The following is an 11615-nucleotide window of genomic DNA, read 5'->3' as shown; positions in this document are numbered from 1 at the left end:
CGCCTGGCTCACCAAGGACGCGTCCGTCTACCTTAAGCTCGGAAAAGCCTGTTGAACTCCCGCCCGGCCTGCCCCCGTCAGGCCGGGCGGGTTTTTCATTCCCCCGTGTTCCCCCGTGGTACCCCCCGGCCGGCCGGCCCTCATCCCCCGAGGGCCGGCACGAACCGAGCCGACGTGACAGGCGGTCAACTCGGCTACCCCCGTAAGCGAAGTTAACTGACAGCTATCGGCGAGGTCCACGGTGGCGGAATCTCGGCAGATTGTCAACTGACGGCTAATCTGCAAAACTGGGAAATAGCTGTGGGCAATGCCGAGGAGGTGAAGGAAGGGAGATTCGCGGTGTCCGAAGATGATGAACGGCCCGTGCTGGCAGTGCGTCTGGACAACCTTTTCAAGACGGTTCGTCCCAAGGGCAAGCACTGGACCAACGCCGAAGTGGCGGAGGAACTGAAGCGTGCCAACCCCGAACTCAAGGCCGGTGGCGTCTACCTGTCGCAGTTGCGGACGGGCAAGCGCTCCAACCCCTCGCCGGACCTGCTGGCCGCCCTGGCCCGGTTCTTCGGCGTCTCGGTCGCCTACTTCTTCGACGACAAGGTCGCCGAGTCCGTGCTGAGCGAGGTCGCCGCCATCGAGGCGCTGCGACAGGCCGGAGTCCGCTCCGTGGCCATGCGCGCGGCCGGGATGAAGAAGGAGAACCTCCAGGCCATCACGGCGATCATGGACCAGTACCGGCAGCTCCAGGGCCTGCCGCCCGTCACGGACGCCCCCGGCACGGACACTTCGGAACCCGGGTGAGGTTCGCGGGGAAGGGCCGGTCGGCCGACCAGGACCGCCGCAACCAGCTCAAGAAGCTCCGGAAGGACGGCGTACGGCGGCTCGCCGAGCTCGACCTGCCGGAAGGGGCCGACGTCGCCGAACTCTGCCGCTACCTCGGCGAGATCCGCGAACGGCCCATCACCCTGGTCCCGATGCAGATGCCCGCCTCGCAGCCCTGCGGCATGTGGGTCGCGGCCCGTGACGAGGACCTGATCTTCTACGACGCCAACACCACCAGCGCGCATCAGGAGCACATCATCTTGCACGAGCTGGGCCACATCATCTGCTGCCACCGGGGGGCGGGCTGGCTGGACGAGGCGAGCGCCCGCTTCCTCTTCCCCAACCTCGATCCCGACCTCGTACGCGACATGCTCCTGCGCGCGACCTACGACGACGTCCAGGAACAGGAGGCGGAGGTCATCGCCTACCTCCTCTCCCAGCGGCTGGGCGGCGCCGGCGAAGACCCCGACGCGGCCCCGGCCGCGGACGCGGGGGCGCCCGGGAAGACCGACATGCTCAGCCGGATCGAACGCACCCTGTTCTGACATGAGCCCTTTATCCCCCGGCGGCCGCCACCTCCTCGGCCAGGACCGACACCGCCCGTCGGATGTCCTCCTCGCGGTGCTCGCTGGTGACGAAGAACCGCAGCCTGGACAGGCCCTCCTCGACGGCCGGGTGGAAGATCGGATCGGCGATGACGCCCCGCTCGAAGAGCCGGTCCGCGACGCGCAGCGTCCTCGCCGAGTCGCCGAGGAGGCAGGGGACGATCGGTGTGCCGGAGCTGGAGCCCGTCGCCAGACCGGCCGAGGCGGCCAGGGAGAGGAAGAGCTCCGCGTTGCGCCGCAGCGCGCGTACCCGCTGCGGTTCGGCGGTGATCAGCTCGGTCGCGGCCAGCGCCGCGGCCGCGTTGGCGGGGGTCAGGCCGACGCTGTAGACGAAGCCGGGCAGCGTGTGGCGCAGCCAGCGCACCATCCGGGCCGAGCCGCCGAGGTAACCGCCGCAGCTGGCGAACGCCTTGGAGAGGGTGCCCATCCACAGGTCCACCCCGGACCGGTCGACGCCGAAGTGCTCGCCGACGCCGCGGCCGTGTTCGCCGACGGTGCCGATGCTGTGCGCCTCGTCGATCATCAGCAGGGCGCCGTACCGTTTCTTCAGCTCGATGACGGCGGGCAGGTCGACCAGGTCGCCGTCCATGCTGTACGCGCCCTCGACGACGATCAGCACCCGCCGGAACCGGGACCGGTTGACCCGCAGCAGGTGCTCCAGCCGGTCCGTGTCGTTGTGCGCGAACGGGCGCCGCGCGGCCCCGGACAGGGCGCAGCCCTGAAGGATGCTGTCGTGCGCGAGCGAGTCGTGCAGCACCAGGTCCCCGACGCCGACGACGTGTCCGATCGCGGTGACGTTGGTGGCGTGGCCGCTGACCAGCGCCAGGCAGTCGCCGACGCCGAGGAAATCGGCGAGCGCCCGCTCCAGCCGTACGGTCAGGTCCCGTTCGCCGGAGAGCACCCGGCTCGCGGAGACCGAGGTCCCGTACCGGTCGACGGCCCGGTGCACGGCTTCGGTGACCGCCGGATGGCCGGACAGCCCGAGGTAGTTGTAGCTGCCGAAGGACAGGTACCCGCGGTCGCCGATCACCGTCGTGTCGCGGATGGTGCCCTGGTGGACCCGGAAGTACGGGAAGTCCGCGCCGCTGCCCTTGATGACGCCGAGCTGCTCCTCGAACTGCCCCACCTCCGGGAACGTGTCCACGGACGCCGTGTCGGCGTCCCACCGGGCCCGGGGCGGCGGGGACTGCCCGGGGTCGGGCGGCCCGCTCATGTGGGCTCCGACCAGGGTGATGAGCCGTTCGATGGTCAGGCCGGGCTTGAACACCTCGTCGGTGGAGAAGCCCCGTACCCGCTGGCCGATGATCACGTCCAGTTCCTGGAGCATCAGGGAGTCGAAACCGAGATCGGCGACCAGCGTCATCCGCGCGCTCAGGTCGGACAGCGGGAACACGCCGGTCCGCGACACCGCTTCGAACACGACGGACGCGGCCGAGGCGGCGTACGCGGCGCCGGGGTCGGGAGCCTCGGCCGCCAGGGGCTCCGCCACCGCGGGCCCGGTCCTCGGCGGCTCCGCGGGACCGGGCTCGTAGCCGGCCTCGCGGGCCGACTCGTCCACCACCCAGTGGTGGCGCGGGGCGAGGGGACTGGGCGGCAGGGTGTACGGAGGGGTCCGCTCCATCAGCGGACGCAGGCCCGGGCCGGTGACCGCGCGTACCGCGAGGCGCTCCAACTCGGCCCGGCGTTCCCCGGCCGGCAGGGACCCCGGCGCCGGTACGGCGACTTCCGCGGGTTCGCCGGTCTGGGCCGTGCCCACCGCCTGCCCGGGCCCGAGCTCACCGGTGCGGCCGGCCTCCACGGCCTCGGCCGCCGAGGTCAGCCGGGTCACGGCGTCGGCGGCGTCCCGCGCCACCAGGGCCAGCCGTTCCGTGAAGGGGGTCCGGCGGGCCAGGGTGCCGGCGACCCCCGCCAGCGGCAGCTCGTCGCGGGCGATGGCCTGCGCCAGTTCCCGCGCGTGGCGGGCCAGTCCGGGCCGGTCGCGGGCGCTGAGCACCAGGAGCTGCGGCTGCCCGTCCGGCTCCGGTCGGACGGCCGCAGCGGGTCCCTGCTCCACGACCAGGTGGACGCCGGTGCCGCCGAAGCCGAAGGCGCTCACCCCGGCCCGGCGCGGCCCGGCGGACCGCGGCCACGGGGTCGGGGCCGTGGGTATCGTCAGCCGGGCCGCGTCGAGCGCGGCGGTCTCGGCCAGCGCGAACTCCGGCTGCGGCGGTATCACCCCGCGCTGCACGGCCAGTACGGTCTTGACGAGTCCGGCGATCCCCGCGGCGTTCAGCGAGTGCCCGACCACGGATTTGACCGCGCCGAGGTAGGCGGGCGCGCCGTGCTCGCCGCGCAGTTCGCGCAGGACGCCCACCTCGACCGGGTCGCCGACCCGCGTTCCGGTGCCGTGCGCCTCCAGGTACTCCACCGCGTCCGGGGCCAGGTCCGCGTCGCGGTAGGCCCGGCGCAGGGCGCGCAGCTGACCGGCCGCCTGGGGGTGCATACCGCCCTGTACGGTCCCGTCGTTGGCCGTTCCCACGCCGCGGATCACCGCGTACACGCGGTCACCGGCCGCCTGCGCGTCGGCGAGCGGCCGCAGCACCAGGACCCCGGCGCCCTCACCCAGCACGAAGCCGTCGGCCTCCGCGCCGAAGGGCAGGCACCGGCCGCTGCGCGAGATGGCGCCGATCCGGCTCAGTCCCACCAGCAGGTCGGGGGTGAGGATGAGCTGGGCGCCACCGGCGAGCGCGATGCGGCTGCGGCCCGCGCGCAGCGCGAAGACGGCGTTGGCCACGGCCATGAGCCCGCCCGAGCAGGCCGCGTCCAGCGCGTAGCTCTCGCCGTGCAGGTCGAAGACCGAGCTGATCGTGTTGGGCCCCATGTTCAGCAGCAGTCCGGCCACGGACGTGCCGTGCAGCCCGTCGACCGCGCGGACCGTCTCCGCCCACTGGGGGTCGGTGGCCCGGGCCCCGAACTCGCCGCCGGTCAGCTGGCGCATCCGCACGTGCAGGGTGCTCAGCTCGCGGTAGCCGCTCTCGGTGAGCGAGGTGATGACGGAGGTCTCCTCGCGGTCGAAGCCCTCGGTCTCCCAGCCCGCGTCCTGGAGGGCCTCCCGGGCGAGGTCGATCAGCAGCCGGTGCTGCGGATCCATCGACCGGGCCCGCCGGGGCGGGATGCCGTAGTGCGCCGCGTCGAAGTGGCCCACGTCGGGCAGCAGCGCCATGGTGTCCGTGGCCGTCGAGGACATGTCACGGAGACTGTCGGACAGGAAGTTCGCGGCGCGCCACCGCGAGTCGGGGATGGTGGAGAACTGCGCCCGCGGATCCGTCAGGAGCCGCCAGTACTGGTTCACGTTCCGCGCGCCCGGGAACCGGCAGGCCATGCCCACGATCGCGACGTCATCGCGTCGCGCGCCCGCCGGACCCCTCGTGTGGTCCTTCTCGGTCACCGGTGTCACCCGCCGGTGGTGAGGCGCTCGCGCCACCAGTCCACCGTCGCCTTGACCTGCTCGTCGACGGGCGTGGCCCGGACCGAGAAGGCGGCTTCGTAGGCGCTGGAGTCGACCGTGAACGGGCGGTCGAACTGGTAGCGGATCTCCTTCAGTTCGCGCATCAGCGGTGAGAACACCGAAGCGACGCCCAGTACGGTCGGCGGCAGCCCGCGCACCGAGACCGGCGCCGTGCCCGCCTGGGCGGCCATCCGGCCGACCATCTCCCGCACCGACAGCGCGGGCTCGGTCGGGACGTGCCAGGCCCGGCCCCAGGCCCGTTCGTCCCCCGCGACCTCGACCAGCGCATCGGCCACGTCGGGGAGGTAGCTCCAGCTGTGCGGGGCGTCCGGATCCCCGAGGGTGGAGACGGACTTGCCGCTCAGCAGCCGCGGCAGGACCCGCGCGGCCAGGTGCCCGCCGTCGGTCACGCCGGGACCGAAGAAGTCCGACGGGCGCACCTCGACCGCCCGGACGCGCCCCTCTTCGTGCAGTTTCCGGGCCTGCTCCCAGACGGCGGCGCGCACCCTGCCCTTGGGGCCGGTCGCCGCGAGCGGCAGCTCCTCGGTCAGGGGACCGTCGACCGGACCGTAGCCGTAGAGGTTGCCCAGGAGGACCAGGACGGCCCCGGTGGCCTCGGCCGCCGCGCAGACCGACGCGGCCAGCGGGGGAAGTTCGGCCACCCAGCGGTGGTAGGGCGGTGCGGCACAGCTGTACACGGCGGCCGCGCCCCGTACGGCCTCGGTCAGCCGCTCGCGGTCCGACGCGTCCAGCGCTACGTGTTCGATTCCGGGCTCCGCGGGGCGGCCCGTTCTGGTGACGACCCTGACCGTGTGACCCCGATCGGCCAGCAGCCGGGCGGTGGCCGCCCCGGCGGGCCCGAACCCTATGACGACATGAAGATTCACGTGTGAACACTAGCGCGAGGCCTCGTACGGGCCCCAGCGCGACCCGTACGGACAGCCGGTCTCGGACGGAAGTTGACGCACTCTCGCCCGCGCGGCACCCCATGGACCTGTTCTGTGACGCTATGTCCGCAATCCGGCCCGCTGCGCAAACGTGAATCGCACGCTTATGAAGCCGTGGAGCGCCTCCGGAGGCCGAAAACAGCCCCTGCCGTGGGACAGGATTCAGGTGCAGGAGCTGACGCCCTCCCATGGCGCCGAACCCCGACTGACCTGGGGTTTCGGCAAAATCCCCCTACCCGCAGCGAGCTTCGCCATGCCCGCTCGCAGGGCGGGGGGACCGGAGGCGGGCGGGGCCCGAACCCGACTCTCCAGGAGACAACGACGTGTCCACCACCACCGCGCAGGAAGCCTTCCTCGCCGACACCCACACCGGCCTGCCCATCCCGGCCGACCCGGTCTTCGCCTCCGCCGACGAGGAGCGCCGCCACCGCAAGCAGCGCCTCGCCGCCGCCATGCGCCTGTTCGGCAAGGCCGGCTACGCCGAGGGCATCTCCGGCCACATCTCGGTTCGTGACCCCGAGGACCTGGACACCTTCTGGGTCAACCCGTTCGGCGTCTCCTTCAACCGCGTCCGCGTCGCCGACCTGATCCGCGTCGACGCCACCGGCCGGGTCGTCGACGGCACCGGCAAGGTCAACCCGAGCGCCTTCACGATCCACTCCAAGATCCACGAGCGCCCCGAGGCCAACGCCATCGCCCACGGCCACACCGTCCACGCCCGCGCCCTCGGCGCCCTGGAACGCCTGCTGGAGCCCTACGACCAGGAATCCGCCGCCTTCTACCAGGACCAGGTCCTCTACGGGGACTACGAGGGCCCGGCCATCAAGATCGAGCACGGCCAGGACATCGCCGACCGCCTCGGCGCCAAGCGCGCCATGCTGCTGCGCCACCACGGCCTGATCACCGTCGGCGGCTCCCTCGAAGAGGCCGTCCACTGGTTCTTCACCTACGAGAGCTGCGCCCAGGTCCAGCTGCTCGCCCTCGCCGCGGGCCGCCCCGTCCCGATGTCCCACGAGCAGGCCCTGCTGGCCCGCGACGGATTCGGTGACGAGCAGCTCGGCCGCTACAGCTTCCAGATCATGTGGGACGAGATCACGGCCGAACAGCCCGATCTGCTCGACGAGTAGCCCACCGCCGCGCCCAGGAGCAGACCGGCCGTCCGCACCAGATCCCAGGAAGCCCCTCATGAGTTCGACTGCCTCACCGCGCGCCGAAGCGCGCACCATCCTCGTCATCGTCGCGATCGTGCAGTTCGTCATCGGCGGCTGGTTCTCGTGGTCGGCGTCCCGCGCCGAACCCCGCGACGTGCCCGTCCTGGTCGTCGCCGCCCAGGGCGCCGACCAGCTCACCGACCGGCTGCGCGAGGCCGCACCCGGCGCGTACGAGATCACGAGCGCGGCCACCGCCGAAGAGGCCGACGCCGCGCTGCGCGACCGCGAGGCCTACGGCGCCCTCCTGCCCACCGCCGGCGGGTTCGAGCTGCACCTCGCCTCGGCCGCCTCGCCCGCCGTCGCACAGGCGCTCACCGGCCAGGCACAGGAACTCGCCGACGGACCCGTCCGCGTCACCGACGTGGTCCCCGCCGACGCCGACGACCCGCACGGAGCGGGCCTGTCCACGGGCTTCCTGCCCCTGCTGATCACCGCCGTCATCGCGGGCCTGCTCTTCGTCCTCAAGGTCCGCAGCGCGGGCGCCAAGCTCCTCGGCGTCGTCGGCTTCGCCGTCGTCTCAGGCCTGCTCAGCTCCCTGATGCTGACGCACTTCAGCGGCGTGCTGCCGGGCAACTACTTCGTCAACGCCGCCATCGTGGCCCTGCTGGAGCTGGCCATGGTCTCCGTGATCACCGGCCTCGGCTCGCTGATCGGACCGCCCGGCATCGCCATCGGCGCCGTGCTGATGTTCGTCGTCGGCAACCCGCTCTCCGGCCTCGCCTCGGCCCCCGAGATGCTGCCCCAGCCGCTGGGCGCGATAGGCCAGTTCCTCCCCGCCGGCGCCGGCGCCACGCTGCTGCGCACGGCCGGCCCCTTCGACGGCGCGGGCGCGGGCGGACCCGTCCTGGTCCTCGCCGTCTGGGCGCTGATCGGCCTCGGCCTGCTCTACGCGAGCTCCCGCCGCCGCCCCGCCCCCGCGGCCCCGCAGGGCGCGGCCGCCACCAGCGCGCAGCCCGCCTCCGCGCACTGACCGGACGGACGGCAGCGCGCCCCTCCTGACTGACTCCTCTCGTGAAGGGTGACCATGAACAAGCACACCAGTGACCGCCCGCCGACGCGCATCGCCCTGGTCGGAGGAGGGGCCGCCGCCGTCTGCCTGCTGGACCGGCTGTCCCGGACCCCCGGCCGCGGACGCGGCACCGTCACCGTCTTCGAGCCCTCGGGCAACCTCTGGCGCGGACGCGCCTACCAGCACGACACCGACGCGGTCCTCGCCAACATCATCCCGGCGGAGATGAGCGCCCGCGCCGGCGACCCCGACGACTTCCTGCGCTGGCTCGGGGAGACCGGACTCGACCACGGCGCCGGGGACTACGCCGCCGACGGCTACTTCCCGCCCCGCTGGATCTTCGGCAGCTACCTGGAACGCACCGCCGAGAACGCGGTCGGCGAGCTCTCCCTCGGCGGCTGGCCCGTACGGATCGCCCGGGACGCCGTCGTCGCCGCCCGCGAGGCGGGCCAGGAGGTGGTGCTGACCACCGGCGACGGCCAGGTGCACACCTTCGACTACGTGGTCTGCGCCGTCGGCGCGGGCCGCCCCGCCGACCACTACGAACTGGCCGGGAACCAGGGCTACTTCGGCGACCCCTACCCGCTGCGCGACACCGTGGCGGCCGTCCCGGAGACCGCAGACGTCACCGTCCTCGGCACAGGCCTCGCCGCCGTCGACGCCGTGGTCTCCCTCGCGGCCCACGGCCACCGCGGCCGGATCACCATGGCCTCCCGCAACGGCGCCCTCCCGGCCGTCCGGCAGCGGCCCGTCTTCCCCGAGATCGCCCACTTCACCCCCGCCGCCCTGCACGCGGCGGCCGCGCTCGGCGACGACGGCCGGATCGGGCTGGGCGACGTACTCGACCTCCTGGCACGGGAGCTGGACGGGCACGGGGCCGACCCGTCGGTGGTGCTCGCCGAGGTGTTCTCCCTCGGGGAGGAAACCCCGCTGGAGCGGCTGCGCCGCCAGTACGACGGCATCGACGGGGCCGACGTCGGTCTGCGGGTCATGCAGCACGTGGTCCCCGAGAGCGGCCCGGACGCCTGGACGCTGCTGCGCGCCGAGGACCAGGAGTTCATCCGCGAGAACCACTACCGGGCCGTGATGAGCCTGTGCTGCCCCATGCCCCCGGCCAACGCCCGCAAGCTGCTCGGCCTGCACGAGGCGGGGAGGCTCCGCGTCACGGGCGGCCTGTGGAACGTCAAGCCGCTCGCCGACTCCGGGTTCCACATCGCCGCCGACCTCGGGGAATACGAGAGCGACTTCGTCATCAACGCCGTCAGCGCGCCCTCCCACCGGGTGCCCGAGCGGGCCCGCCCCTTCGTCGACTCGCTCGTCGAGGACGGCATCGGCGAGTACCACCCGTACGGCGGTCTGCGCATCGAGCCGTCCACCAGCCGCGCCGTGGGCGCCGGACGGCCCCACCGGCGGATGCACGCGATCGGCGACATGGGCGCCGGAACCCTCTTCTTCACCTCCGGCATGCCCTCCGTCCTCGAACGGGCCGACGACATAGTCCGGGCCGTCGTGGAGGACATCACGGCAGCGGCACCGGCCGCGCCCACCACACCCCAGGAGACCCGCGCATGACCACCCGTACCGCGCCCATCACCCGCCGGGACATGATGCGGGCCGCCCTGACCACGGCGGTCGTCGTCGGCACCAGCGCCGCCGTCGCCCCGATCGTGCTGGCCGACCCCGCCCCCGGAGCTCCCGCGGCCGGCGCCCCCGGTCCGGCCGCCCCCGTACCGGCCGGGACCTTCGACGAGGTGTACCGGGGCCGGCGCATCCAGGGCGGACCCACCACCCCCGCCCCCGTGCGCCGGGCCGTCGCCCGCACGGCCGCCGCCCCGGCCTCCGGACCGGGCATCGAGATCAGCATCGACGGCCGCCCGCTGCACGTCATGCGCCGCGCCGACGGCACGTACCTGAGCCTCGTCAACCACTACCAGTCGTTCCCGACGCCGCTGGAGGTGGCGCGGGCGGCCGTGGACGAGATCGGCACCGCCCAGCTCTCGACGACCGCACTGCACCACCACTGACCGCCGTGAAGACGCATACGAAGACGAGGAACAAGCACACGTGTACACGCGCAAGAACCAGAAGGACCTCGACCCCGACGAGCGCGCGCGGTTCGTGGGCGCCGTCCTGGAAGTCAAACGACGCGGCGTCTACGACGAGTTCGTCCGCCTGCACGGCCAGTACTTCGTCTCGGACGGAGAGGGCGGACAGCGGGTGGGACACATGTCCCCCTCCTTCTTCCCCTGGCACCGCCAGTACCTCCTGGAGTTCGAGCGCGCCCTCCAGCGCGTCGACCCGAAGGTGACCCTGCCGTACTGGGACTGGACGGCCGACCAGTCGCCCTCCTCGGCCCCGTGGACCGACGACTTCCTCGGCGGCGACGGCCGCACCGGCGACAACCGGGTCATGACGGGCCCCTTCGCCTTCGAGGCGGGCAACTGGCCCGTGAACGTGGGGGTCACCGAGGAGAAGTACCTGATGCGCAGCTTCGGCCGCCCGGCCGACCCGGTCGCGCTCCCCACCCCCGCCGAACTGGAGTGGGCCATCGGGGACCCGGTCTACGACAGCGCCCCCTGGGACTCCACCTCCACCACCGCGGGCTTCCGCAACAAGGTCGAGGGCTGGACCGTCGGGGAGAAGGAGGGCTGGCACAACCACAACCGGGTCCACCTGTGGGTCGGCGGCCAGATGACCGGCGGGACCTCGCCCAACGACCCCGTCTTCTGGCTCCACCACACCTTCATCGACCTCATCTGGGCGCGCTGGCAGCGCCGCCACCCGGGCGCCGTCTACGAGCCGCGCCGCCCGGTGCCCGCCGGCGATCCCCAGCACGGCCGGGTCATCAGCCTCGACGAGCCGATGGCGCCGTGGCAGGTCCGGCCCTCCGAACTGCTCGACCACACCCGCTTCTACACCTACGCCGAATGACGCGCCCGGGCCCGCACCGGCGCCCGCCGCACGTCCCCGCGACACCCCGTCCCACCCACCGAGAAGGAACTGCCATGCGCCTCCGTACCACCGTCCCCGCCCTGGCCGCCGCCGCGATCGTCGCCCTCGCCGGCGCCCCGTCCGCGCAGGCCGCCACCGCACCCGCGGCCCCGGCCGCCGCTCCGGCCGCCGCCTCCGCCCCCGCCTTCGCGGGCCACACGTACGTCCTCACGCTCGACAACGGCGCGGTCCTGCGCAACTCCTACTCCGCCGACGGCACCACCCTCGACTGGACCGCCCTGGAAGGCCCGATGGCCGGCCACAGCGGCCGCGAGGCGCTCTCCGTGCGCGCCGTCGGCGAGGGCCTCTACTTCGTCAACTGGGTCGAGGCCTCCGGCATGACGGTCAGCCACGTGATGGACCTCGGCCGCGGCACCGTCAGCGTCTACTGGACGTACGCCACCCCCGACGGCGGCCGCGCCGGCGAGCTGCACACCGCGACGCTCGAGCGCGTCTCTTCTTGACCGGCACGGTGGGGCGGGGGCGGGGGGCCGGCGGGCGGCCCCGCCCGCCCCCCGTACCCGGGGGGGAAGACCCCAAGGGGGGTGG

Annotated in this window: 10 protein-coding genes; 8 read left to right on the top strand and 2 right to left on the bottom strand. The window is 73.1% G+C overall.

What is annotated here, in order from left to right; translation table 11 throughout:
• Window positions 1-339 precede the first annotated feature (339 nt).
• Window positions 340-795 (top strand): helix-turn-helix domain-containing protein, encoded by a 456-nt coding sequence (locus ACFV0Q_RS29810; RefSeq protein WP_385009468.1) that lies wholly within the window; start codon window positions 340-342, stop codon window positions 793-795.
• Complete coding sequence (locus ACFV0Q_RS29805) at window positions 792-1361, top strand: toxin (RefSeq protein ID WP_385009467.1); 570 nt, start codon at window positions 792-794, stop codon at window positions 1359-1361. The genes ACFV0Q_RS29810 and ACFV0Q_RS29805 overlap by 4 nt, the downstream gene beginning before the upstream one ends.
• Before the next feature lie 10 nt (window positions 1362-1371).
• Here ACFV0Q_RS29805 and ACFV0Q_RS29800 read toward each other — a convergent pair whose 3' ends face one another.
• A complete protein-coding gene (locus ACFV0Q_RS29800) occupies window positions 1372-4782 on the bottom strand; it encodes an aminotransferase class I/II-fold pyridoxal phosphate-dependent enzyme (RefSeq protein ID WP_385009469.1) in 3411 nt (1136 codons plus the stop codon).
• Window positions 4783-4853: 71 nt separating this feature from the next.
• Complete coding sequence (locus ACFV0Q_RS29795) at window positions 4854-5795, bottom strand: NAD-dependent epimerase/dehydratase family protein (RefSeq protein WP_385009466.1); 942 nt, start codon at window positions 5793-5795, stop codon at window positions 4854-4856.
• Window positions 5796-6178: 383 nt separating this feature from the next.
• On the opposite strand from ACFV0Q_RS29795, the gene ACFV0Q_RS29790 reads away from it, so the two are divergent.
• The 6 genes from ACFV0Q_RS29790 to ACFV0Q_RS29765 all read left to right on the top strand — a co-directional run bounded on the left by ACFV0Q_RS29790 (window position 6179) and on the right by ACFV0Q_RS29765 (window position 11530).
• Window positions 6179-6982 (top strand): class II aldolase/adducin family protein, encoded by an 804-nt coding sequence (locus ACFV0Q_RS29790; protein WP_385009465.1) that lies wholly within the window; start codon window positions 6179-6181, stop codon window positions 6980-6982.
• 58 nt (window positions 6983-7040) lie between these two features.
• Window positions 7041-8036 (top strand): ABC transporter permease, encoded by a 996-nt coding sequence (locus ACFV0Q_RS29785; protein ID WP_385009464.1) that lies wholly within the window; start codon window positions 7041-7043, stop codon window positions 8034-8036.
• Between the two features lie 54 nt (window positions 8037-8090).
• Complete coding sequence (locus ACFV0Q_RS29780; RefSeq protein ID WP_385009463.1) at window positions 8091-9647, top strand: FAD/NAD(P)-binding protein; 1557 nt, start codon at window positions 8091-8093, stop codon at window positions 9645-9647.
• Complete coding sequence (locus tag ACFV0Q_RS29775) at window positions 9644-10099, top strand: tyrosinase family oxidase copper chaperone (protein WP_385009462.1); 456 nt, start codon at window positions 9644-9646, stop codon at window positions 10097-10099. The genes ACFV0Q_RS29780 and ACFV0Q_RS29775 overlap by 4 nt, the downstream gene beginning before the upstream one ends.
• A gap of 40 nt (window positions 10100-10139) precedes the next feature.
• Window positions 10140-11006, top strand: a complete 867-nt coding sequence (locus ACFV0Q_RS29770) for a tyrosinase family protein (protein ID WP_385009461.1) — start codon at window positions 10140-10142, stop codon at window positions 11004-11006.
• Window positions 11007-11080: 74 nt separating this feature from the next.
• Window positions 11081-11530 carry a MoaF N-terminal domain-containing protein gene (locus tag ACFV0Q_RS29765; protein ID WP_385009460.1) on the top strand — a complete coding sequence of 150 codons (450 nt, stop codon included), beginning with the start codon at window positions 11081-11083 and terminating at the stop codon, window positions 11528-11530.
• Window positions 11531-11615: the final 85 nt, after the last annotated feature.

This window comes from Streptomyces sp. NPDC059564 (assembly GCF_042735575.1).
In the GTDB taxonomy this organism is placed as follows: domain Bacteria; phylum Actinomycetota; class Actinomycetes; order Streptomycetales; family Streptomycetaceae; genus Streptomyces.
Note: the sequence above shows the minus strand (reverse complement) of the source record. Positions and strands in the feature narration are given on the sequence as shown.

Coding starts and splice junctions, on each gene's coding strand:
- ACFV0Q_RS29785 (WP_385009464.1), top strand. CDS start 7,041: ATGAGTTCGACTGCCTCACCGCGCGCCGAAGCGCGCACCATCCTCGTC.
- ACFV0Q_RS29780 (WP_385009463.1), top strand. CDS start 8,091: ATGAACAAGCACACCAGTGACCGCCCGCCGACGCGCATCGCCCTGGTC.
- ACFV0Q_RS29775 (WP_385009462.1), top strand. CDS start 9,644: ATGACCACCCGTACCGCGCCCATCACCCGCCGGGACATGATGCGGGCC.
- ACFV0Q_RS29765 (WP_385009460.1), top strand. CDS start 11,081: ATGCGCCTCCGTACCACCGTCCCCGCCCTGGCCGCCGCCGCGATCGTC.
- ACFV0Q_RS29800 (WP_385009469.1), bottom strand. CDS start 4,782: ATGGCCTGCCGGTTCCCGGGCGCGCGGAACGTGAACCAGTACTGGCGG.